The organism is Amycolatopsis sp. Poz14, from assembly GCF_006704225.1.
GTDB classification, from domain to species: Bacteria; Actinomycetota; Actinomycetes; order Mycobacteriales; family Pseudonocardiaceae; genus Amycolatopsis; species Amycolatopsis nivea.
This window is the reverse complement of record NZ_JACLHD010000001.1, coordinates 5,823,152-5,845,068: the sequence shown is the minus strand read 5'-3', so window position 1 is coordinate 5,845,068 and position 21,917 is coordinate 5,823,152. Positions and strand designations below refer to the sequence as shown.

General features: G+C 70.1%; 27 protein-coding genes. 15 read left to right on the top strand and 12 right to left on the bottom strand.

Features of this window, described 5'->3' with window-relative positions:
* The first annotated feature begins 34 nt into the window (after window positions 1–34).
* Window positions 35–826 (top strand): MBL fold metallo-hydrolase, encoded by a 792-nt coding sequence (locus FKO37_RS27680; RefSeq protein ID WP_037806132.1) that lies wholly within the window; start codon window positions 35–37, stop codon window positions 824–826.
* Here FKO37_RS27680 and FKO37_RS27675 read toward each other — a convergent pair whose 3' ends face one another.
* Both FKO37_RS27675 and FKO37_RS27670 read right to left on the bottom strand, forming a co-directional pair.
* Window positions 827–1,990 (bottom strand): tyrosine-type recombinase/integrase, encoded by a 1,164-nt coding sequence (locus FKO37_RS27675; protein ID WP_037806130.1) that lies wholly within the window; start codon window positions 1,988–1,990, stop codon window positions 827–829. It abuts the gene before it with no gap.
* Entirely contained in the window at window positions 1,987–2,682 is a 696-nt protein-coding gene (locus FKO37_RS27670) for a TetR/AcrR family transcriptional regulator (RefSeq protein WP_037806128.1), read from the bottom strand. The genes FKO37_RS27675 and FKO37_RS27670 overlap by 4 nt, the downstream gene beginning before the upstream one ends.
* 78 nt (window positions 2,683–2,760) lie before the next feature.
* On the opposite strand from FKO37_RS27670, the gene FKO37_RS27665 reads away from it, so the two are divergent.
* Window positions 2,761–3,882 (top strand): NAD(P)/FAD-dependent oxidoreductase, encoded by a 1,122-nt coding sequence (locus FKO37_RS27665; protein WP_238606385.1) that lies wholly within the window; start codon window positions 2,761–2,763, stop codon window positions 3,880–3,882.
* Between the two features lie 45 nt (window positions 3,883–3,927).
* On the opposite strand, the gene FKO37_RS27660 is transcribed toward FKO37_RS27665, so the two are convergent.
* Window positions 3,928–4,629: a flavodoxin family protein gene (locus FKO37_RS27660; protein WP_238606384.1), complete on the bottom strand. Its 702-nt coding sequence runs from the start codon at window positions 4,627–4,629 to the stop codon at window positions 3,928–3,930.
* A 132-nt stretch (window positions 4,630–4,761) separates the two neighbouring features.
* Between FKO37_RS27660 and FKO37_RS27650 the strand changes: the two genes are divergently transcribed.
* From FKO37_RS27650 to FKO37_RS27640, 3 genes are all read left to right on the top strand, one after another.
* Window positions 4,762–5,652: a LysR family transcriptional regulator gene (locus FKO37_RS27650; protein ID WP_308196548.1), complete on the top strand. Its 891-nt coding sequence runs from the start codon at window positions 4,762–4,764 to the stop codon at window positions 5,650–5,652.
* Window positions 5,653–6,033: 381 nt separating this feature from the next.
* On the top strand, window positions 6,034–6,225 hold the full coding sequence (locus tag FKO37_RS27645; protein WP_238606383.1) for a hypothetical protein: 192 nt from the start codon (window positions 6,034–6,036) through the stop codon (window positions 6,223–6,225).
* Window positions 6,226–6,294: 69 nt separating this feature from the next.
* Window positions 6,295–6,684: a GNAT family N-acetyltransferase gene (locus FKO37_RS27640; protein WP_238606382.1), complete on the top strand. Its 390-nt coding sequence runs from the start codon at window positions 6,295–6,297 to the stop codon at window positions 6,682–6,684.
* A gap of 4 nt (window positions 6,685–6,688) precedes the next feature.
* Here the strand turns inward: FKO37_RS27640 and FKO37_RS27635 are convergent, their stop codons facing one another.
* Window positions 6,689–7,189, bottom strand: a complete 501-nt coding sequence (locus FKO37_RS27635) for a hypothetical protein (RefSeq protein WP_238606381.1) — start codon at window positions 7,187–7,189, stop codon at window positions 6,689–6,691.
* A gap of 360 nt (window positions 7,190–7,549) precedes the next feature.
* On the bottom strand, window positions 7,550–8,350 hold the full coding sequence (locus FKO37_RS27630; protein WP_134728326.1) for a MerR family transcriptional regulator: 801 nt from the start codon (window positions 8,348–8,350) through the stop codon (window positions 7,550–7,552).
* Window positions 8,351–8,428: 78 nt separating this feature from the next.
* On the opposite strand from FKO37_RS27630, the gene FKO37_RS27625 reads away from it, so the two are divergent.
* From FKO37_RS27625 to FKO37_RS27610, 4 genes are all read left to right on the top strand, one after another.
* Window positions 8,429–8,791, top strand: coding sequence for a nuclear transport factor 2 family protein (locus FKO37_RS27625; protein WP_134728327.1), 363 nt, complete (start codon window positions 8,429–8,431; stop codon window positions 8,789–8,791).
* Between the two features lie 40 nt (window positions 8,792–8,831).
* The gene (locus FKO37_RS27620; RefSeq protein WP_238606380.1) at window positions 8,832–9,830 is read left to right on the top strand and encodes an SDR family NAD(P)-dependent oxidoreductase; all 999 of its coding nucleotides are present in this window, start codon (window positions 8,832–8,834) and stop codon (window positions 9,828–9,830) included.
* Between the two features lie 353 nt (window positions 9,831–10,183).
* Window positions 10,184–11,275 (top strand): hypothetical protein, encoded by a 1,092-nt coding sequence (locus tag FKO37_RS27615; RefSeq protein WP_238606379.1) that lies wholly within the window; start codon window positions 10,184–10,186, stop codon window positions 11,273–11,275.
* A 162-nt stretch (window positions 11,276–11,437) separates the two neighbouring features.
* Window positions 11,438–11,926 carry a DinB family protein gene (locus FKO37_RS27610; RefSeq protein WP_238606378.1) on the top strand — a complete coding sequence of 163 codons (489 nt, stop codon included), beginning with the start codon at window positions 11,438–11,440 and terminating at the stop codon, window positions 11,924–11,926.
* Window positions 11,927–11,935: 9 nt separating this feature from the next.
* Here FKO37_RS27610 and FKO37_RS27605 read toward each other — a convergent pair whose 3' ends face one another.
* The 4 genes from FKO37_RS27605 to FKO37_RS27590 all read right to left on the bottom strand — a co-directional run bounded on the left by FKO37_RS27605 (window position 11,936) and on the right by FKO37_RS27590 (window position 15,286).
* On the bottom strand, window positions 11,936–12,814 hold the full coding sequence (locus tag FKO37_RS27605) for an alpha/beta fold hydrolase (protein ID WP_238606377.1): 879 nt from the start codon (window positions 12,812–12,814) through the stop codon (window positions 11,936–11,938).
* A 46-nt stretch (window positions 12,815–12,860) separates the two neighbouring features.
* Window positions 12,861–13,439 (bottom strand): TetR/AcrR family transcriptional regulator, encoded by a 579-nt coding sequence (locus FKO37_RS27600; RefSeq protein WP_238606376.1) that lies wholly within the window; start codon window positions 13,437–13,439, stop codon window positions 12,861–12,863.
* A 72-nt stretch (window positions 13,440–13,511) separates the two neighbouring features.
* On the bottom strand, window positions 13,512–14,117 hold the full coding sequence (locus tag FKO37_RS27595) for a response regulator transcription factor (protein ID WP_037806115.1): 606 nt from the start codon (window positions 14,115–14,117) through the stop codon (window positions 13,512–13,514).
* Window positions 14,114–15,286 (bottom strand): sensor histidine kinase, encoded by a 1,173-nt coding sequence (locus tag FKO37_RS27590; protein ID WP_238606375.1) that lies wholly within the window; start codon window positions 15,284–15,286, stop codon window positions 14,114–14,116. The genes FKO37_RS27595 and FKO37_RS27590 overlap by 4 nt, the downstream gene beginning before the upstream one ends.
* An 86-nt stretch (window positions 15,287–15,372) precedes the next feature.
* On the opposite strand from FKO37_RS27590, the gene FKO37_RS27585 reads away from it, so the two are divergent.
* The 5 genes from FKO37_RS27585 (at window position 15,373) to FKO37_RS27565 (ending at window position 18,559) form a co-directional block, all read left to right on the top strand.
* Window positions 15,373–15,789: a hypothetical protein gene (locus FKO37_RS27585; protein WP_238606374.1), complete on the top strand. Its 417-nt coding sequence runs from the start codon at window positions 15,373–15,375 to the stop codon at window positions 15,787–15,789.
* Window positions 15,790–15,835: 46 nt separating this feature from the next.
* Window positions 15,836–16,636, top strand: a complete 801-nt coding sequence (locus FKO37_RS27580; protein ID WP_238606373.1) for a pentapeptide repeat-containing protein — start codon at window positions 15,836–15,838, stop codon at window positions 16,634–16,636.
* Between the two features lie 274 nt (window positions 16,637–16,910).
* A complete protein-coding gene (locus FKO37_RS27575; protein WP_043838734.1) occupies window positions 16,911–17,207 on the top strand; it encodes a YrhK family protein in 297 nt (98 codons plus the stop codon).
* Window positions 17,208–17,349: 142 nt separating this feature from the next.
* Window positions 17,350–17,919: a D-alanyl-D-alanine carboxypeptidase family protein gene (locus FKO37_RS27570; RefSeq protein ID WP_238606372.1), complete on the top strand. Its 570-nt coding sequence runs from the start codon at window positions 17,350–17,352 to the stop codon at window positions 17,917–17,919.
* A gap of 4 nt (window positions 17,920–17,923) precedes the next feature.
* A complete protein-coding gene (locus FKO37_RS27565; protein ID WP_238606371.1) occupies window positions 17,924–18,559 on the top strand; it encodes a TetR/AcrR family transcriptional regulator in 636 nt (211 codons plus the stop codon).
* A gap of 8 nt (window positions 18,560–18,567) precedes the next feature.
* On the opposite strand, the gene FKO37_RS27560 is transcribed toward FKO37_RS27565, so the two are convergent.
* The 3 genes from FKO37_RS27560 to FKO37_RS27550 form a co-directional block, all read right to left on the bottom strand.
* On the bottom strand, window positions 18,568–19,887 hold the full coding sequence (locus tag FKO37_RS27560; RefSeq protein WP_238606370.1) for an amidase family protein: 1,320 nt from the start codon (window positions 19,885–19,887) through the stop codon (window positions 18,568–18,570).
* A gap of 68 nt (window positions 19,888–19,955) precedes the next feature.
* Window positions 19,956–20,648 carry a helix-turn-helix transcriptional regulator gene (locus tag FKO37_RS27555; protein WP_238606369.1) on the bottom strand — a complete coding sequence of 231 codons (693 nt, stop codon included), beginning with the start codon at window positions 20,646–20,648 and terminating at the stop codon, window positions 19,956–19,958.
* Between the two features lie 125 nt (window positions 20,649–20,773).
* Window positions 20,774–21,394, bottom strand: coding sequence for a CGNR zinc finger domain-containing protein (locus FKO37_RS27550; RefSeq protein ID WP_238606368.1), 621 nt, complete (start codon window positions 21,392–21,394; stop codon window positions 20,774–20,776).
* Here FKO37_RS27550 and FKO37_RS27545 point away from each other — a divergent pair.
* Window positions 21,393–21,917: a GNAT family N-acetyltransferase gene (locus FKO37_RS27545; protein WP_238606367.1), complete on the top strand. Its 525-nt coding sequence runs from the start codon at window positions 21,393–21,395 to the stop codon at window positions 21,915–21,917. The genes FKO37_RS27550 and FKO37_RS27545 overlap by 2 nt on opposite strands.

The window sequence follows — 21,917 nt, the reverse complement described above, 5'->3', positions numbered from 1 at the left end:
GCTACTGTCGCGCTCCACGAGCGAAGGGGGCGCCATGTTGAGCCAGGCAGCGGAAGGCGTGCTGGTGCACCAGAGCGAGGTGCTCGAGAACAACGCGGTCGTCGTGCAGGGCCGCGACGGCGTGCTGCTCGTCGACCCCGGGCTCACCCATGAGGAACTGGGCTGCCTCGCCCAGGATCTCCGCGAACTCGGCCAGCCGGTCGCAGCGGGCTTCGCGACGCATCCGGACTGGGATCACGTGCTCTGGCACGCCAAATTCGGCGACGTCCCCCGCTACGGCACCGCCCGGTGCGCCGCCTCCCTGCGGGACCTGCTGGCAAAGCCGGACTGGAAAACCCTTGTCGCCGAAGGATTGCCGCCGGAGATCGCCAACGACGTGCCGATGGACCTGTTCGGCCGCGTCACCGGCCTGCCCGCCGGAACCGCGTACCTCCCCTGGGACGGCCCGCGCGCCCGGATCATCGAACATCCCGCGCACGCCCCCGGTCACGCCGCGCTGCTGATCGAGGAACGCGGGGTTCTCGTCGCGGGCGACATGCTTTCCGACGTGCTCGTCCCGATGTTAGGCCGCACCGCCGACCCGATCGGGGACTACTTGACCGGGCTGCAGCTGCTGGAAGCCGTGGCGGATGAGGTCGACGTCGTCGTCCCCGGCCACGGATCCGTCGCCGGTCAGGTACGCGAGCGCATCGAGCTGGATCGCGCGTACGTGCACGCCCTGCGCGACGGCCGCGAGCCCGACGATCCCAGGATCGGCTCGTCGGCCAAGCCCGGCTGGGAATGGGTCAGCGACCTGCACCGGGGACAGGCCGCGAAATTCGGCTGATCAGCCGAGCCAGCCGCGATGCAGCGCCGGAGCCAGTTCGTGCGCGGCCGAATCCCGGATGGCGTTCTCGTCGTGGAGATAGCCCTCGGTGGTCGACAACGCGGCGTGCCCGAGGTCGCGCTGCACCTGGCGCGGCGGGACCCCTCGCTCGATCGCGTGCGTCGCGTAGGAATGGCGCGCCGAATGCGGATGGATGGTGTCGCACAACGGTTGCAGGTGCGTCGCGACGAACCGGGCCTCGGCGGTGTTGAGCACCTCCTGCAGCCGCGCGGTCTTGGGTGGCTGGCAGAACGTCGCACACAACCGGCGCAGCAACGCCGTCACATGCGACACGTGCACGCGCGCGCCGGTGCTGGTGACGAACAACGGCTCCGCCCGCTTCGCGCCGACCTGCCCGCGCAGCGCCGGGACCTGTGGCGCGGCCCGGTCGGCCAGATAGGCGTCGAGCGCGTCGGCCACCGGCGCGGCCAGCGCGACCTCGCGGTCCTTGGATCCCTTGCCGTGCACGCGAAGCACGCCGAAGCCGCCCGCGGTCGGCCGCCGGTAGTCGCCCAGATCGACGCCGACGAGTTCCTCCGCGCGCACGCCGGTGCCGACCAGGATCTCCACCATCGCCCGGTCGCGCAGGCCGTTCCGGCTGTGGCCGGCCAGCAGCCACGCCGCGAGCAGCAACGCCCGGCACGCGTCGAACGACCAGCGCGCGGTCTGCGACGGGACTCCGGAGGGCCGGTTGAGATGCTGCGCCCGCCGGTCCACGAGCGCGGCCGGATTGTGCCCGGCCAAGCCTTCGCGCAGCAGGTACTTGCGATAGAACGCGGACACCGCCGACAGCATCCGGCCGCGCGTCGCGTCGCGGTACCCGGCCCGCGCCAGCTCGTCCAGCCACTGCTCGACGTGCTCCACCCGGACGTCGGCGAACGACGTGAACCCGTTGCGCAGGCACCACGGCAGCCATGCGAGCGCATCCGGATCGGTCCGTCGGGCCCGGCCGCGGCGGCGTCCCGGATCGGGCGGCTGATAGCCGGGCACCCAGTCGAGCGGGATGCCGAGATCGGTCGCGTACGCGACGCGGGTGTTGAGCGACGCGTACACGCGCAGGAACTCCCCGAACCGCTCCCGCGCGTCCTTGCCCGCTCCCCCGGCATCGGTGAGCGCGAGGGTCATGCGCGCCCGCCCGGATACCGCGCGGCGACCCCGGCGAGCACGAGATCGATCCCGGCGAGGAACTGCTCGCGGTCGTCGTGCTCGCGCATCTGGCTCGCCATCAGCCGGGTCGTCTCGTACTCCCGCGGGTCGAGCTTCTCCCACGCTTCCGCCGTGGCGGCAAGGAATTCGGCCCGGTCCGCGTCCGGCTCGGCGACCTGGCTGTTCGCCGCGTTCTGCCCGGCCGCGCCCAGGACGTAGTGCATCAGCACCGACGTCGCGGTGAACCAGTGCTCCTCGGGCACGCCCAGCGCGCGGACCCGGCGGCCGAGGCTTTCGAGGATCCGCGGCGTCACCGGTCCGCCCGGACTGCGGGACAGCTGGAGCAGCAGTTGCGCGGCCAGCCACGGATGCGCGTCGATCGCGGAGAACAGGCCGAGCGCGACCGCGTGCACTTCCTCCCGCGGCGATCCGGCCGGCTCCGCCGCCAGCGCGTCGGCCACCACCGCGTCGGTCGCGGCGACGAGCAGCTCGCCCTTGTTCGCCACGTGCCAGTAGATCGCCCCGGGCCCGGTCGCGAGCCGCTCGGTGAGCACCCGGAACGTCAGGCCGCTCTCGCCCGCCGCGTCCAGCAGTTCCACCGCCGCCTCGACGATGCGCTCCCGAGAGAGTGCCTCCGTGCGCCGCTGTGCCCGGCGCGTCCCCGTAGCCATGCGCCCATCTTGACACATCTGGTACGCCGTTCCAATATGGAATGACGTACCAGAACTCTCGACAGAAGGAGCCCTGTCATGAACTCATCCGTCACGATCGTCGGCGCCGGGCTCGGCGGTCTCACGCTCGCCCGCGTCCTGCACGTCCACGGAATCCCGGCCGCCGTCTACGAGGCCGAGCCCTCCCCGGCGTCGCGCGCCCAGGGCGGCTTGCTCGACATCCACGACTACAACGGTCAGCTCGCCGTCGAAGCCGCCGGGCTGACTTCGGAATTCCGCGACCTGATTTTGGAAGGGAGACAAGAGCTGCGGCTGTTGTCCCGGGACGGGACAGTGCTGTTCAAACAACCCGACGACGGCACCGGCGGCCGCCCCGAGGTCCACCGCGGCGAGTTGCGGCAGCTGCTGATCGACTCGCTGCCGGAGGGCACTGTCCACTGGGGACACAAGGTCACCGGCGTGCGCGCCTTGGCGGAGGGCTACGAGATCGCCTTCGCCGACGGAAGCACGGTCACCACCGACTTGCTGGTCGGCGCGGACGGTGCCTGGTCGAAAGTCCGGCCGCTGCTGTCTTCGGCGAAGCCGGAGTACACCGGCGCGTCGGCCGTCGAGACCTTCGTCTACGACTCCGATCGACGGTTTCCGGCCACGGCCGAGGCGGTCGGCGGCGGGATGCTGCTGGCGCTCTCGCCGGACCAGGGCATCACGGCACACCGCGAGCGCGACGGAATCCTGCACGCCTACATCGGGCTGACCCGGCCGCTGGAATGGTTCGACCGCATCGATTTCGCCGACCCAGCCGCCGCGGCCGCCCGGATCGCGGCCGAGTACGAGGGCTGGTCGACGGCGCTGACCACCCTCATCACCGAAAGCGACACCCCGCCGGTCCTCCGGCCGCACTACGGACTGCCGATCGGGCACGAATGGAAGCGGGTGCCGGGCGTGACCCTGGTCGGCGACGCCGCGCACCTCGCCCCGCCCAACGGGGAAGGCGCGAACCTGGCCATGCTCGACGGCGCCGAACTCGGGCTCGCCCTCGCCGCGCATCCGGACGACGTGGAGACCGCGCTCGCCGAGTACGAGCAGGCGATGTTCCCGCGCGGCGCGGAAACCGCCGCCGAGGGCGCGCACCTGCAACGGCAGATGTTCGGCCCCGACGCACCGCACGGCCTGCTCGCCGAGTTCGTCGCCGGGACGTAGGACTCCGGGGGTGCGGTCAGGTCACGGACCGCACCCCCGCCGCGGTCAGGCGACCGCCTCCCGCAGCGAAGCGGACAGCGCGCGGGCCTCGTGCTCGGTCATCCGGCCGGTTTCGTACGGCACGCCGTTGACCCACCGCTGCGTCAGCCGGGCGATCCGCTCGCCGTAGCGCTGCGCGGTGACGCGGTCGCCGTGCGATCCCGCGTCCTCCGGGCCGAGGTCGGCGTGGCTCTGGCTCATCAGCCCCAGCCACGAACCGAGCCGGTTGACGTCGTCGCGGGACCCGCCGCTCCAGTTGTTGCCCGGCATGTCGCCCACGCCGATCCACTGCATGCCCAGCTGCGCGGCGAACACCGACAACTGCTGCAGCACGGTCAGCTTGTCCCCGCTCTGCGACGCGGACATGGTGAACCCGCCAGCCAGTTTGTCCTTCCACGCCTGCGTCGTGAACGGCGTGAAGGCGGCTTCCATGAACGCCTTGAACACTGCGGACACGCTGCCCATCAGCGTCGGGCAGCCCATCACGATCGCGTCGGAACGGTCCAGCAGCGCCATGACCTCGCTGTCGTGCCAGCGGCCCGCGGAGACGTCCTCGGCGCGGAGGTCGACGACGTGCACCCGCACGCCCGGCACCTGCCGCGTCCCTTCGGCGAGATGCTCGGCCAGCAGGCGGGTGTGCCCGTGCACCGAATGGCAGACCACGGTCACCGTGGCCTCGGGGATGCCGTCAACGGCAGTGGCTGTCATGCGAAAACTTCTTCCGGTCGTGGGGAAATCCCCTGCTTGCTCCCCATCTCATCCCGATCCCCGGATGTCATCAACGCCGTTCTCCAGCACCCAGCGATCGGTCTCACCGATCGATCGGGCTAGCCTGGTCCGGTGGACAGGATCGAGCTGGAAGCGTTCGTCACGGTCGCGGAGGAACTGCATTTCGGCCGCGCCGCCGAGCGCCTGCACCGCGGGCAGCCGACGGTCAGCGACGCCGTCCGCCGCCTTGAGAAAACCTTGGGCGGCAAGCTGTTCCACCGCACCAGCCGCCGCGTCTCGCTGACCGACCTCGGCGAAGCCCTCCTGCCCGACGCGCACGCCACCCTCACCCAGCTGAGCCGCTTCCAGCAACGCGGCCGCTCCCTCGCCGGCGGCGACCGGAAACGCACCACGCTCGTCGTCGCCCACGCCGAATACACCGCCCACCAGGTGCTGCTGCGCTGCCTGCCGCGGCTGCGCGAGCAGTTCCCGGACGTCACGATCGTGCCCGAGCCGATGCCGACCACGGCGCAACTCGCCGCGTTGCGCGCGGAAACCGTCGGACTCGGCATCGGCTGGGCGACCGGCGGGATCAACGGCGTGCGGGCGCGGGTGCTGTCCGCCGAACGGTTCGTCGCACTGGTGCCCGCCGCGCATTCCCTTGCCGGACACAAGGAACTGAGCGCGGCCGAACTGTCCTCGACCGCGTTGCTGACCTGGCCGCACCAGATCAACAGCGGGCTCTGCGACCGTCTGCTGTCCGCGTTCCGGATCAGCGGGGCGGATCTGCGGATCATCCGGACCGCCGACAGCGTGCAGGCGATCGCCGGCCACGTCGCGGCCGGGACGGGCATCGGGATCACCGTCGAATCGGCGCTGGACCACCAGCCGCCGGGCCTGCGGATCATCCCGCTGACCGGCCCGTCGACCACGGCCGACCAGGTCGTCCTCCTGCCCGAGAAGCCGTCGGAGGTCGCGCTCGCGCTGCGGGACCTGCTGCTGCGCGCTTCCGTGCCGGCGTAGGGACGTAGGTAGGTTGCCAGGAGGGGCTGATTTCGATCAGGGGGGCGACAGTGCTGGACGTACGGCTTTTCGGCGCGGACCGGGCGAGCGACGCGGACTGGGACGCACTGCACGAGCTGCAGTTTTCCGCCTGCCGGCTGGATTCCCCGGAACGTCCGCCGATGACGCGGCAGGAGACGATCTCCGGAGTGCGCGCGCCGCAGATCCAGGCGGGCGAGCAGCTGGTGTGGACCGCCCACCGGGACGACCGGCTCGTCGCCAGGGCGATCGTGACGCTGCCCGCCGACGGGAACGAACAGCTCGCCCTCGTGCGGCTCCACGTCCATCCGGACGTGCAGCGCCAGGGCATCGGGGACAGAGTTCTTCCGCGCCTTGGAGCCGATGCTGCGGGCGCGCGGCCGGACGCGGGCGGAGGGCTGGAACCTGACCCCCGGCGGTCCTGGCGAAAGCTGGGCTCAGGGGCTCGGATTCCGGATCGTGCACACGGCTGTCCTGCAGATCATGGAATTGAGCGAGGTCGACCGCAGGCGGTGGAACATCGCGGTGCCTGCCCAATACCGGCTGATGCGGTGAGTCGGCGCTGCGCCGGAGTCACTGGTCTCCGCGTATGCGAAGGCTCGCGCGGCGATCGGCGATGCCCCGTTGGGCGAGTCCGAGTTCGGCGCGCCGGATTGGTCGGTGGACCGGGTGCGGCGGATCGAAGCCTCGTATCGCGAACGGGGCATCGAGCATCGGACGGTGGTGGCGGTTTCTTCCGGGGGCGACGTGGTCGGCTTGACGGAGCTGGAGGCGCGGCCGCTGCTGCCGGAGCGGTTGCATCAGGGCGACACCGCGGTGCTCGCCGCGCATCGCGGGCACGGGCTGGGATCGGCGATGAAGTCGGAGATGCTGCGGTGGTTCACGACGGATCGCCCCGGCGTGGCGCAAATCTGGACGGGTACGGGTGCGGCGAATACGCACATGATCGCGGTGAACCACCGGCTGGGGTTCGCGACCGTGCGGACGGGCAGCGTGGTGAGCCGGGAGTTGTGAGGGTTCACCGCCAGGAAGGGAACGGCGGCGCATCGGCCAGCGGGGAGCGCGCGGTTTCCAGCGAAGTGCTGAACACGGACATCAGCCGGAGGATCATCTCTTCCAGGCGGGTGCCGTCGATGATCTCGACCGCGGGATCCGGGGTCCAGCCAGTCCTGGACATGCAGGTGATCTGTACTTGCCCGGCGAGCGGCCGGAAGTGCAGGGTCCGCTCGACGCCCTGGCCGTAGAAGTCGATCTCGCCGTCGTGGCGGGCGCGCAGGTCTCGCAGCAGACCGGGAAGCTGTTCGACCAGCGTCGACAGGTCGTAGGCGACGTCCACCGGCCAGCTTCCGCCGAAGCCGCGGACGGTGAACGCGCAATCCGTCGCAGCGAGCACCTGGCACGCCTCGATGACCAGGACCTCGTAGTCGGGATCGCCGTTCAGCATTGGCCCGACGCTGCCGGGCGCGCGCGTAGTGGGTCGCAGAGAGAAGGAAAACCCCGGCAGCTCGCTCTCGGTCATCAGCGTCCCCCATACCTCCGACGTGGTGGCGGCCGATCCTGGCACGGCGGCGGAGCGTCCACCGGTCCGGAGTCCCCGGGCGGGCCCGGCTCGGTTACGACCGCGCCCGGATCCTGCTCGGCCCCTACGGGGACGGCCTCCGCCTGCACCAGCTCCGGCACCCACCTCGGCGACGCCAACACCTCCGCCAACGTGATCATGGCCAAGACCGGGCAGAAGAGCCTGCGCAGCGTGCAGCGCTACGTCAAACCCGGCCTCGCCGCCGTCCACCAGGCCACCGAAACGCTGTCCAGCCCGCGCCGCCGCGGATAACGCCACATCACTGCAGGTCACGCATATCCGCCCGTTTTTCGGCGAGTACTACGGGACCCCGACACGAAACACCGGCCAGCCGATCTCCGTGCGCCACGCGGCGGGATCGCTTGCGTCACGAGAGCCGACAACATAGACCTCCCGTACCGGCCCGGCCACCGACATCGCGTTCTCCACCACCCAGGTCCCGAGTTCGCCGTACGTGACCTCGACGCCGTCGTGCTCGCCGACGTGGGTGGTGACGGCCAGTTCCGCAGCCGGAAGAACCACGGGATGCACGCGTCCGGTGCGAGGCGGCGCGGCGGTCGGCAGGTAGACCAGCGCGTGACCGCGTTCCTGTTCGAACAGGGCGTTGTCGTAGCAGCCGCCCAGCGGTCCGGTCGCGGCGGCGCCGACGGCCGACGTCAACTCGGCCGTCGCGCCAGCGAACCACGCCTCGACGTCGCCGTGCTCGACCACGGCCTCCACCGCCGCCACCGTCCGGGCGGGCTCGGCACGCAGCTCGACCTCGATCGGCGCGGGGTCGGGCCGCAGCAGGCGCCGCAGCGACACGACCGCGGCCCGGGTGCGGTCGAGCACGTCCTCGAGGCGTTGCAGGTGGTCCGCGACCAGGGCCGCCCGGACGTCGGGGTCGGGGGTCCGCAGGATTCGCTGCACATCGCCGAGGGGGACGTCGAGTTCACGGAGGCGGTGGATGACCTGGGCGGTCGGGATCTGGTCGAGGCTGTAGTGGCGGTACCCGGTGGTCTCGTCGACCACCGCGGGTTCCAGCAGGGCGGCCTCGTGGTATCGGCGCAGGGTCCGCACGCTCAGGTGGGTCAGGCGGGAGAACTCCCCGATGGTCAGCACGTGTTCAGTGTGGACTCTCCCCCTGGGGGAGAGTCCACGGCTTGACCCTCCCGTGCCGCGAGGTCACACGGTGGGCTCATGACGCAGAACACCGATTCCCAGTCCGATCTGCTCCCGACCACCGTGCGTGAGTTCTTCGCCGCCCACGTCGTCCACGACGCCGACACCACCTCGTCGTTCCTCACCGAGGACGCGGTGATCGTCGACCAGGACGAGACCTTCCGCGGCCGAGAGGAGACCTACGCGTTCCTGCGGGACGCCGGGGCCGAGTTCGAGTACACGACCGAGCAGATCGGTGCCCACCGCGCCGACGACACCCATTGGGTGGTGACCGTGCGGCTCGAAGGCACCTTCCCGGGTGGTGTCGCCGAGCTCGACTACCGGTTCACGCTCCGGGACGACCGCATCGCCGAACTCGTCATCGCCAACCACCCGGCCTGACCGAACCCACGTCATCTCAATCTTCGACGGAGAAAAGATCATGAAGACTTGGTTCATCACTGGTGGGACGCCCGGAGGGTTCGGTCTGGCTTACGCCGAGGCCGCACTGGACGAGGGCGATCGAGTCGCGGTGACCGTGCGTCGGCCTGCTGAACTGCGGGAATGGGCTGAGCCTTACGGCGACCGCGTGCTGGTTCTTGAGCTCGACGTCACCGATGCCCAGCAGGTGCGTGCGGCGGTCAAGGCGGCGGAGGAGCGGTTCGGCGGAATCGACGTGCTCGTCAACAACGCGGGCCGCGGCTGGTTCGGCTCGATCGAAGGGGCCCCTGACGAGACGATCCGCCGCACGTTCGACCTCAACCTGTTCGCCGTGGTCGACGTGGTGCGTGCGGTCCTGCCGGGTATGCGGGCACGCGGCGGCGGCTGGATCATGAACATGTCGTCAGTGGCGGGCCTCGTCAGCGCGCAGGGGTTCGGCTACTACTCGGCGGCTAAGTTCGCGGTCGAAGGACTGTCGGAGACGCTGAGGCTCGAGGTCGAGCCGTTCGGCGTGCGGGTGCTCGTCGTAGAGCCGGGAGCAACCCGCACCAAGGCCTTCACCGGCTTCCAGGACCAGCCCGTTAACGAGGTCGTCGACGCTTACGTGCCGATGGTCGAGAGCGTCAAGGCGGCGTTCGTGGACCACAACGGCAAGCAAGAGGGTGATCCCGTGCGGGGAAGTGCGGGCCGTGATCAGCGCGATGAACGCACCCGTTCCGCCGCGCCGGATCGTGCTCGGCAACTCCGGCTACGACATCGTCACCGCGATGCACGAGAACGCCCTCATGGAGCTGCGCGCCAACGAGAAGCTCTCACGCAGCACGGACTTCTAGCTAGCGGCTACGGGAATCACAGCTTGAGCGGCGCGGCGGGCGGAGGCGGCCGTCCGCCGCGCGCCGCTTGCTGCGGGCGAGCATGTCGAGGCTTCAGCGCGCAAGTTCAGGTTGCTGTGCAAGGACTTCAGCGACGCTGGCGGCGATCATGTCGCCGCAGCTATTAGGGGCCACAGGCGATTCGCCCGCCTCGACTGGGCCCCAGATTCCGGCACCCGGTGCTGGTCAGGCATATCCGCCCCGAGATTTCCTCGATACTACGGCGCCCCTACTACCTCAAGGGCGGAGTGACCGGCGGCGTCGCCACCAAGTGTGGCTGACCACTTTTTCGAGTGCCCCCGCCAAGCTCGAACAGGCGGGGCACCCGCTCTGCGCTTCAACTATATCAATAATCTCAGTTATCCATATAGTTCAAGCCTCCTGCCATGGTGTATTAGTTTCACTTATTTAACTGATAGCTAGTGTTTGAGTATTGAAACCCTAACTGTAGAGTGGTTCCCACCTGCGGAAAGGGGCACTGATGGAGACGGTGGGGCCGCCGATCCGGCGCGGAAGCCGGGAGGAACGCCGGGAGGCGACCGTGCGGGCGCTGGCCGCCGGGGACGAGGCTGGCTGTGCGTACTGCGGGCAGCCGCTGCCGCCCATCCCCAGGCAAGGCGGGCGGCCGACGCCGTACTGCCCGGCCGATCCGGAGCGGTACGGCCGGTGGGGCGCGAAGGTCGTCACGTGCGCGATGCTCGACGAGCAGCGCGAGATCTGGGTGACCGTCTACGGCCCCGACCAGCCGATGACCCAGCTCGACACCCGGGCGCTCGACGAGCAGCTCGGGTCGGCGCTGTCGGCGTTGGACCCGCTGCACGCGGAACTGTCGGCGCTGCGCACGCACGTCACCGACCAAACCGCGGCCGCCCTCAAAGCGCGGGAAGAGGCCGAAGCAGCCCGCGACGAGGCGTTGGAGCAGGCCCGGGTCGCGAACGCCGAGCGCGCACACGCGGTAGCGGCGGCGGAGGAAGCGCGCGCGGCCGAGGCAGCGGCCAGGAAACAGTCCGAAGTGGACCGGGAGGAGCGCGACGCTGCGCTCGCCAACGCTGCCGCGGCAAGGAAAGCGCAGGAAGCGGCGTTGGCGGTCCGCGACGAAGCCGAGAACAACCGGCAGCGTGCGCTCGAGCAGGCGGCGGCCGCGCATGACCGGGTCACGGCGTTGCAGCGCGAGATCTCCGCGTTGCGGGCGACGGCGGTCGAGGACCTCGAACAGGCGCGCCGCGCGGCCGCGGAGGCGCAGCAGGAATTGCGCGCATCGCTGACCGCCGAGCACGAGAGCCGGACGCGGGAGCAAGAGCAGCGGTTGCGCGAGCAGGCGGCGGAGGCGGACGAGCGGGTGCGTGGTGTGCAGTTGGCGGCCGATCAGCGGGTCGCGGAGTCCGCTGCGCAGTTGAGCCAGGCGACCAAGATCTACGCCGAAACGCTGGCGCCGCTGCACGCTGAGCTGGGGGAACTGCGTGCTCGCGTGAATGCGCAGCAGGCGGAAATCGACGAATTGCAGCGGCTCCGCGAGGCCGAGAAGGCGGAACAGGCGGAAGAGACCGAGCAGTCGGAGGACGGCGGCGCCTGAGAGGGTTGTGGTTGAATACCTCCCGTCGCCGGGGTTGACCGGCTGACAGTCATCGCCCGCGGTGCCTTTCCTGGCCCGTGCAGGCGCGCTCCCGTGAGCACTTCAGCAATCCCCGGCCTCGTCAGGTCGTCCCCAGTCATGCCCGAGAAACGGAGCAGAACCATGCCCACCGAACGCATCACCAACGGCACCGAACGAGCACTGCTCGAGAACACGCTCGACCGCAACCGCGAAGCGCTGGTCGAGACGCTTCGCGGCCTGTCCGAAACCGACGCGCGGCGACGGCTCGTCGCGTCGCTGTCGACGCCGATTTCCGTGGTCAAGCACGCCGCCGCGGCGGAACGGATCTGGTTTCAGCGGTTCTGGGCCGGGCTCGCCGAGTCCGAATGCGACGGATACTCGAAGCGCGACGTCGGCACCTTCACCGTGACCGACGACGAGACCGTGGCCGACGTGATCGCCGAATACGAACGCGCCAGCCAGCGGTCGCGGGAGATCGCCGCGCGCTTCGAACTCGACGACACCAAGGAGTTTCCCGGTGAGGGAACCGTCAGCATGCGCTGGACGCTGCTCGCGATGATCCAGGAGTTCGCCCGGCACGCGGGACACGGCGACATCCTGCGCGAGCAGATCGACCAGCCGCCCCCCTGACCTCGCCGGCTACCGGTGTTCGGCGAGGAACGGAAGGAGCGCGTCGGCCATCTCGTCGGGCACTTCCTCGGCGAGGTCGTGCCCGGCGTCGAAAACGAGGCCGGTGACGTCGTCCGCCATGATCCGCATCTGGGACTCGGCGCGTTCGCCGATGAACGCCGACCCGCCGAGCGCGAGGACGGGGATGTCCAGTTTCCGTTGCGCCGCTTGCCGATTCTGCTCGGCGTCGACGAGCATCGCCCGGTAGATCGCGAGCATCGCGCGGATGCCGCCGGGCATGGAGTAGCAGCGCACGTACTCCTCGATCGCGTCCGGAGTGGCGCTGTCCGGGCGGCTGCGCTCGAACTTGATCATGTACGTGATCAGTTCGCGTTCGTGGCCGGCGATGAGCATTTCGGGGACGTCCGGCTGGAAGTAGAAGCCCAGATGCCACAGGTGCATGCCGCCGGCGACGTTCTCGGCGGTGAGCGCGGTGTGGTCCTCGAAGCCGAACCCGGGGAACAACGCCTCGGCGAACACCAGCGACGGCACGCGGTCGCGGTTCCGGGCGGCGAGCTGGTAGCCGATCACCGCTCCCCAATCCTCGCCGACCACGGCGTAGGTCTCGTGGCCGAGGGCGGCCATCAGCTCCGCGACGTCGTCGCTCATCGTCGCGGAGTCGTATCCGCCCGCGGGACGGGCGGAATCGCCGAGGCCGCGCAGATCCGGGACGACGACGGTGTACTGCGGCGTGAGCTTCGGGACGAGGTGCCGCCAGTGGTAACCGGTCTTCGGCACGCCGTGCAGCAGCACGACCGCGGGGCCGGACCCGGCGGTTCGGTAGTGGAGGCTCGTTCCGTTGACCGCGGCGCGGCCGGTGCGGACGGGAATGCTGTCGTGGTCGAGCATCGTTCTCTTTCTTGATCGATCGTTCCAGATTGAGGGCGGAAAAACATCAGCCGAGGGCGACGAGGGCTACCTCCACGAGGGATTCGAGGGCGCGGGCGTCCGGGGTGATCTTCGCACTGACCAGCAGTCCGTTGAGGAAGGTGACCAGAAAGGCGGCCAGCGTGGCCGGATCGTGCGGTGTCGTGATCTCGCCGCGCTCCACCGCGACGCGCAGTACTTCGGCGATCGCGTCCTGACTCGCGTCCTGCATGTCCCGCACGGTGCGCCGGGTCGCGGTGTCCCCCGGCAGGCGCTCGCAGACAGCATTGACGGCCAGGCAACCGCGGCCGTCGTCGGACACGGCGATCCGGATCCGCTCGACCAGGAGCGCCCGGATCGCCGAGCGGGCGTCGGCACCGTTTTTGAGGCTGTCCAACGCGGTTGCCGCGAGCGTGGCCCGGTAGTGCTCCAGTGCGGCCCGGTACAGGCCGTCCTTGTCGCCGAACGCGGCGTACAGCGAGCCCTGCCCGATGCCCAGGTGCTGGGTCAGATCGCGCACCGAGGTCGCCTCGTAGCCACGCGACCAGAACAGTTCCATCGCGCGGCACGCCGCGGTCTCGGTGTCGAACTCTCGGGTGCGGACCATGATCCGCACCCTACGCCTTTCTGGAACGTCCGATCAAGAAAGGTTCCCCTCGGATTGGACACGTCCTGAGCGCTACAGCCACCCGCTCGTCTCGGCGACCCGGACCGCCTCCGCGCGCGTGCGGGCCTGCGTCTTGCCGATGGCCGACGACAGGTGATTGCGCACCGTTCCCGCCGACAAGCCCAACGCCTGCGCCATGTCCGCGACCGTTCCGCCTTCCGCCGCGGCGCGCAGGACGTCCGCCTCGCGGTCGGTGAGCGGGCTCGCGCCGCTGGCCAGCGATTCGGCGGCGAGCGCCGGGTCCACGAACCGCAGTCCGGCGTGGACCCGGCGGATCGCGTTGATCAGCTGTTCCGGGCGCGAATCCTTCACCACGAACCCAGCCGCGCCCGCGGACATCGCGCGCGACAGGTAACCGGGGCGGCTGAAGGTGGTGCAGATCAGCACGCGGCACTCCGGCAGCGCGTGCCGCAGTTCGGCGGTCACGGCGAGGCCGTCGCGGCCGGGCATCTGGACGTCGACGAGCGCGATGTCCGGGGCGGTCCGCTGCGCGGCGGGCAGGACCTCGGGACCGGAGCCGACCTCGGCGACCACCTCGATGTCGGATTCCATCCGCAGCAGGGAAGCCAGCGCGCCGCGCACGAGCGCCTGGTCGTCGGCCAGCAGGACCCGGATCACGCCGCACCTCCGGCCGCCGGGCCGCGGGCCAGCACCCGGAAGCCGCCGTGCGGGCCGCGGCCGTGTTCGAGGGAGCCGGACACCGCGGCCATCCGCTCGGCGAGACCGGTCAGGCCGTGTCCGGGGACGACCTCCGCTGGGACGGAGCCGTCGTCGGCGACCTCCAGCCAGTCCCGTCCGACACGGACGACGCAGCGCTGTGCGTCGGAATGGCGGAGCACGTTGGTCACGGCTTCCCTTACTACGTAACCGAAAACGCCCTGCAGTTCAGGCGCTATGGCGTCGGCCGCGGCGGGCAGTTCAGCCTGGACGCCGGCGGCGCGCAACGCCATCCGGGCGCCGGCGACTTCGGTCGCGAACGACACCGTGCGGTAGTTGGACACGGTCGCGCGGACGTCGGAGAGGGCTTCCCGGCAGAGGTCGTCCAGGTCCCGGATCTCGGCGAGTGCCGCGTCGGTGTTGTCCGAAGTCTCCAGGATCCGCCGCGTCAGGCCGAGTTTCAGGGTCATCGTGGAGAGGCTGTGGCCGAGGACGTCGTGCAGGTCGCGGGCGACGCGCTGCCGTTCCTGGTCCACCGCCATCCGCCGGATCTGCTCGCGGGCGAGCCGGAGGTGGCCGATGGTGAACGTCAGCGCGTAGACGATGCCGAGGATCGCGGTGACGGCCACGAGCGTGAGGACCTGGCCCCAGGCGACCCGTCCGTCCCTGACCAGCATCCACGCGATCTGGGCGACGGCCGCTCCGGTGCCGAGGAGCAGGGAAAACCGCAGCGGCAGCAGCATGAGCCCGGTCGCGATGGCGTAGGTGAGGCCGGTCAGATACGCCGGGGAACCGAGGATCAGCGCGGGCACCGTGCCGAGCGCGAACATCGCCGCGACCATCGCGATCCGCTGGCGCCGCAGCGCGAGCGGGCCGAACCACAGCACCAGCAGGTACGCGATGGCGTAGCAGCCGAGGAAGCCGAAAGCGAGCCCGGTGCGCACCGGTCCGTACCGGCCGTCCGCGATCGCGACGACCCAGGTGGCGAGGAAGCCCATCATCAGGCCGTTGACCACCACGGACCGGACGCGGCCGCGGTGCAGGCCGGGCGCTCCGCGGTGCGCGTCCGTCCAGAAGCTCCAGTCCGGCCACTGGCGGGCCGAGAACCGGTCCGGATCGGGTTCGCGCATGTCGATCATGGTACGGCCGCCTCGCCGACGATCACCCATGACAAACGGCACGGGCGGTTCGGACGGGGAGATGCTGGAGTTTGGCTATGTTGCAGATAGCGAAGTCCGGCTTGACCAAGTACGAAATCACCAGCGACGGCCGCCTGCTCACCGTGATCGAGGGCCGGTCCGGAGGGCAGTTCCGGCTGGACGGCGTCAGCTACCGGATCCGCCGCCGGCTGCGCAGTTACCAGTTGCTGGCGGCCGACGGGTCGGTGCTCGCGAGCACTCACCGGCCGGGCACGCGCACCTGGAGCGTCGAGAGCGGCGGTGCGGAACTGCGCTTCCGGCGGACCGGGCGTCGTGACCACGTGCAACTCGACGAGGCCGGGAACACCGTCGGCACCCTTACCGCGGGCACCGCTGACCTGTCCGGCGTCAAGCCTGAGCTGCAGGTGTTCGTGCTCGCGGCGCTGGCGATGCGTTCGCGCCGCCGACGCGTCGTGGTCGTCGCGGGCAGTTGAGCGGCGACTACGCTGGACAGGTTCGCCCGCCTTCGCTGGAGAGACCTTGCCCGACCGCCGCACCCTGACCGCCGACTGCACGAGCTGTTTCGCCCTCTGCTGCGTCGCGCTCACCTTCACCAAATCCGCTGATTTCGCGATCGACAAGCGGGCCGGCGACCCGTGCCCGAACCTGCGGTCCGACTTCCGCTGCGGCATCCACGACCGGTTGCGCCCCAAGGGTTTCGCGGGCTGCACCGGGTACGACTGCTTCGGGGCCGGACAGCAGGTGTCGCAGGTGACCTTCGGCGGCCGGAGCTGGCGGGAGGCCCCGGAAACCCGCGAGCGGATGTTCGCCGCGCTCCCGGTGATGCGGCATCTGCACGAACTGCTCTGGTACCTCACCGAGGCGCGCTCGCTGGCGACGACCCGCGAAATCCACGCGGACCTGGACGCGGAGATCACCGAACTGGAGCAGATCACCTCCGAGGACGCGGACGCGGTGCTGGCCATCGACGTCGACGCCCGGCGCGCTCAGGTGAACCCGCTGCTGGTGCGCACCAGCGAACTGGTCCGCGCCGGTGCCGGGCGCAAGAAGGACCGGCGAGGCGCCGACCTGATCGGCGCGAAGCTGTCCGGCGCGGATCTCCGCAGCGCGAACCTGCGCGGTGCCTACCTGATCGCGGCCGACCTCCGAGGCGCTGATCTGCGCCGCGCTGACCTGATCGGTGCGGACCTGCGCGACGCCGACGTCCGCGGCGCGGACTTCACCGACAGCATTTTCCTTACGCAGTCCCAGGTCAACGCGGCTCGCGGCGACGCCAAGACCAAGCTGCCGCCGCGGCTGGCCCGCCCCGGCCACTGGTGAGTCAGCGCGGGCGGGTAGACCCGACGACGACCCCGCCGAGCCGCGCGATCCAGCTGCCGCACACACAACGCACGTAGTCGGCCCTGCTGCCCGCCGACGCGGGAACGACAGCGGACGAGGGCAGCTCGGCCAAGGGCCAGCCACAGCGGGGGCAACGGTTTTCTTCCATGCCGCCATCGTGCGGTAATGGTTCAGTGCAGTTCAACCCTTACGGATTTCGCGGAGATCGCGTTCGTCACGGATTAGCAGTACTGGCACCCGGGTACGCAGCAGCATGGCGCACCCGAACGGAACGGACACCGCGGACCTCGTGCTCACTTTCGGGCACGACGAACTGATCATCCGCCGCCGGTACGAAACCTTGAGCATCGGCAACGACATCCTCATCGCCCTCTGGTTCGTCGCCGGAAGCATCCTGTTCTTCTACGAGTCCCTCGCCACCCTGGCCGCCTGGTTCTTCCTGATCGGCAGCATCGAACTGCTGATCCGCCCGGTGATCCGGCTGACCCGCGCGGTGCACCTCCGCCGCATCCGCCGCGACGGGGCCGTGGATTCCACGCCCGATTTCTGACCGGCTCAGTCCCCCGGCTCCGCGGCCAGCGGTCTCGGGCGGCAACCTGCTTGAGCAGTTGCTCAAATCTCCTCTATCCTCTGATTTGAGCAACTGCTCAAGCAGGTTGGCGGTCGTGCACACGACCGGAGTGGGGGTAGCAATGACGAGCGTCCGTCTCGATCCCGGCCGGGCACTTCGCCGCGATCGCTGGTACCAGGCGGTCACCCGGATGCTGGCGATAGCGCTGCTGCCGGTGGCGTTCGTGATCACGCCGGGTCGGGCTCGGCGCACCGCCTGTCAATGGGCGCTGGCGGTGCGTTTCCCCGCCGAGGACCTCACCGGCCTCACGCCCGCGACCCGGGCCGCGTTCATCGCGGCGCGCACGCAGGCGTTATGGCAAGACGGTGAGCTCATCGGGCTCACCTCGGGACATCGGGACGCCGGGGAGCAGGAGCGCTTGTTCGCCGAGGAAGTCCGTCGGAGCGGGTCGCCGGCGGCGGCCCGGTTGCGGGCGCTGCCGCCGGACGAGTCCCGACACGTCGCGGGGACCGCCCTCGACGTGCGGCCGGTCGAGGGTTCGCGCTGGCTGGAGCGGTATGGCGCGCGCCATCACCTGTATCGGAGGTACGACAACGAATGGTGGCACTTCGAGTACTGGCCCGCCGGGCGTCCGGAGCGGCTGCCGCACCCGGGTGCCGTCGGTCACCGACTGTCGGGGCCTCTACGGTGAAGCCGTGGCCGACACCCGACAACGCCTGATCGACGGCACGATCGAGACGATCCGCACACACGGCCTCAACGGCACCACGGCGCGGAGCATCGCGGCAACCGCCGGAGTCAACCAGGCGCTGGTCTTCTACCACTTCGGCACCGTCCACGACCTGCTGCAGGCCGCGTGCCTCGCCGCGACGCAGGCCAGGGTCGCACCGTTTGTCGAACGCCTCGACGAGGTCACCGACCTGCGGCAGCTTCTTGCACTCGGCCGCTCCCTGCACACCGACGAACGCGCCCAGGGCAACGTCACGGTGCTCGCCCAGATGCTCGCCGGCGCGCAGGCCGACCCCAAGCTTGCCGAAGCGACCGCGACGGCCCTGCAGCTGTGGATCGCCCCGATCGAGAGTGCCTTGACCAGGTTGCTGGCCGACTCCCCTATGGCCGAGGTGATCGACACTCCGGGTCTCGCACGAGCGGTGAGCGCCGGGTTCGTCGGACTGGAGCTCTACGAGGGCGTCGACCCGGACGGGACCGAGGCGGCCCTGGACGCACTCGACCGGCTGGCCGTGCTCATCGAGGTGGTCGACGACCTCGGACCGATCGCCCTCCGCGCGCTGCGCGGCAAACTCCGCAGGACGACCAAAAAATCGCGGTAGCCGGGTGGTCAACCGGCCTGGTTGACGGTGTCCGACAGCGTTTCCGCCATTCGTTCGGCGAGGCGTAGGGTCCGGCGGTCGTCGAACCGTCCTCCTTGGACGGTCAGCCCGACCGGAAGACCGGTCGCGGGAGTGGCGAGCGGGAAGGTGACCATGGGCGCCCCGAGCATCGCACCTGGCGTCGTGTTCCGGGTGTAGAGCTCGAAAGCGTCGACGCGGCTGCCCAGATGTTCCACGGTCCCGTCGCAGTCGACGGGCGGAGCCGGTGCGGGCGTGGTGGGAAACGCGAGCGCGTTGAGTGCGTGCCTGTGCAGCAATTCCGCGTAGCGCGCTCGCGCTTGCTCGGTTTGCCGCTGGGCGATCGCGTACTCGTCGGGCGACACCGGGGACGATGCCTCCGCTTCGAGGATCTGCCGGACGTCCGGACTGCGCACTCCCGCGACCAGCCGGGCGAACGCCTCCTCCGGGTTCATGCCCAGGGCGCGGGCGACGGCGTCTCCGAGCAGCCGACGCGCTTCCCAACAGACGATCGGCATCGCCGCCGCGTGGCTCAGCTCCCAGATCTCCTCGAGGTGCACCGGCACCAGCTCGACCACGTCCCCGAGCGCGGCCAAAGCCGCTTCGGTCGCCGCTCGCGTGCTGGGGTGCAGTTCGCGGAACAGCTCGGCGGGCACCCCGATCCGGGGCCGCGGAAGGTCTTGGTCCGTTGTTTCGCCGAGCATCGCCCGGTCGATCTCGGCGAGGCGGCGCACCGAGCGCGCGAAGATCCCGGGGGCGTCCCGTGTCCACGACAGGCCGACGATGCCCGCCGTCGGCCAGCGTCCGGTGCTTGGCCGGAATCCGGCGACCCCGCACAGGCTGGCGGGAATCGAGATCGAGCCCCCGGTGTCCGTGCCCAATGCGACCTCGGCGTGGCCGCGCGCGACGACCGCGGCGCTGCCGCCCGAGGATCCCCCTGCCAGATAGCCCGGACGATCCGGCAAGCGCACCGCGCCGTAGGAGGCGTTCTGCGACGTGATCCCGAAGGCGAGTTCGTGCATGTTCGCCATGCCCACGACCACCGCGCCGGAGCGGCGCAGCAGCGCGACGACCGGGGCGTCGGCCCCCTCCGGGCCGAGGTCCAGCAGCTCGCATCCCGCGGACCGGCGCAGTCCGCGCACCGCGATGTTCGCTTTCACCGCGAGCGGATACGGCTTCCCGCCCGCCAGCGGCAACTGGGTCGCGATGTCTTCGGCAGTACAGGTTTGCGTCCACTCCCCCGGTTCCGGTCGTCCGACCGGCTCGAGGACAGCGGGGTGGGCGGTGACGCCCGCCGGAGAAAGCGGCATCCGGGGCTCCTTTGCAGCGAATGAGGCTTATCCGGGAGTCTCGGCATGCCGTGCGGTCTCCGCCATCGTCATTTCTGACGATGGCGGAGGTGATGCGCCGCCAGGGCCGCGCGGTTGGCGGCTCCGGTCTTGGCGAACGCGTTGCTCAGGTGGGTCCGCAAAGTCGGCGGCGCGATCCCGAGGGCCGCGGCGATCTGCTTGTCGCTGTACCCGTCCGCGACCAGCTCCGCGACCTGCGCTTCGCGCCGGGACAACGGCTTCTGCCCGGACACGGCCTCCCTCGGCCAGGTCCGCGCGACCAGGTCCCCGAATGACCGGAAAACCCGCGCCTCGTCCTCGGTGAACGCGCGGCCGCCGCGTCCCCGCCACAGCCGCAGGTCCACCGAACCAGGACCGGCTCCGGCGGCGAAGTAGTTCATGCCGTGGTACATCCCGCCGCGATGCAGGAAGTCCTGGACGAACTCGGTGGATACCCCGGAAGCCGGAGTGATCCGCGAAGCGCTCCCCTGCGCGAAAAGCTTCGGGGTCAGGTCGTCGACGTGCCGAAAATGCTTGTCGTAGGCGCGAAGCGCGTCGTCGCCGAGGTCGAGCTGGACCGGATCGGCGTAGGGGCCGGACGAATCGCAGACATAGGAGGCGAAGATGTCCGCGCGCAGCATGCGGCGCAGAACGTCGCCGAGATGGAGGCGTTTTGCCTTCAGCGGCGAGTCAGAGAGGACGATGTCGATCGCTTCGCACGTCAGTGCGTACTCCTGGGCCATACTGCCTCGCTTCGGTGCGAAGTAGCGAGCGCGACTTCAGCTCCGTCGGCTCCCTGCTCGGACGAGCAGTGTACGAGGCAACCGCTGAAGACAGCAGACTGCAGCGGGCAGGGCACAAGAAATTATCAGCGCTCAGCAGTCCGGCGGCGACGCGCCGCAGCGGTTTTGACGCGGTCCTGGCAGGCAGTCGAACAGAAGCGGCGGATGCGGTTGCGGGTGGTGTCGACGAACAGCCGTCCGCAGCCAGGTGCCTCACACTCACCGATTCGGCGAGCGTGACCGTCGGCGAGGAACCGGGCGAGGGCTTCCGCGCAGATCGCCGACCACATCGGCACCAGGGACGTTTCAGCCGGGTGGTGGTGCAAGCGCCAGCGTCCTTCTTCCCGCGCCAGGTGCGGATGGGCGGGGTACGCGGAGAGCAGCTCGTTAAGCCTGGTCGCGGCGCTGTCCTCGTCACCGGTGCGCAGGTTGTCGAGTACCGGCCGCAGTGCGTTGGCGAGTGCGGTGAATTCGGGGGCGTCGTCGGCCGTCACCTGGGCCGCTGACGGCGGGTCGACGGCGAGGATCTCGGCCAAGACGCTGTCATCCGGGTGCAGGACTAGGCGGTTGACGAGGTCGATCGCCACCAGCAGCCCGGTGTCGGCGTAAGCGTCCAGGCGCACTTGCTTGCCTGCCTCCCTGTTCAGTAGCGTCACTGGCGTAAGCAGCTTACGGCAGTGACGTCCATCAGCGGAAGGAAGTCCCATGACCCGTACCTCGTCCGCACCGGTCCTGCGTGCGGCGGAACCGTCCGACCTGCGGCGGATCGCCGCGATGTGGGAGGCCGCGTGGCTCGACGGGCACCGCGGCCGTGTCCCGGACGAGCTCATGGCGGTGCGCGATTCCCAGCACTTCACCAGCTTCGCGGCCGACCACCTGAGCACGACGCTGGTCGCCACCGACGGCGGGCCGGGTCTGCTGGGGCTGGTCATCGTCGGGGTCGGCGACGGCGAGGTGATCCAGCTCGGAGTGGACCGGGCCGCGCGGGGCACGGGTGTCGGGTCCGCTCTCCTCGAGGCCGCCGAACGCCTGATCGCGGAAACCCACCGGGAGGCGTGGCTGGCTGTCGTTCCTGCCAACGACACCGCCCGGCGGCTTTACGAGCGAGCGGGCTGGCGCGACGCCGGGCCGATGGTTCACCAAGCGCCCACCCGGCATGGCACCGTCGGCGTGCCGGTCCACCGGTACGTCAAAACCGTCCGTCCCGGCGCGGCGGACGCTGCCGGTTAA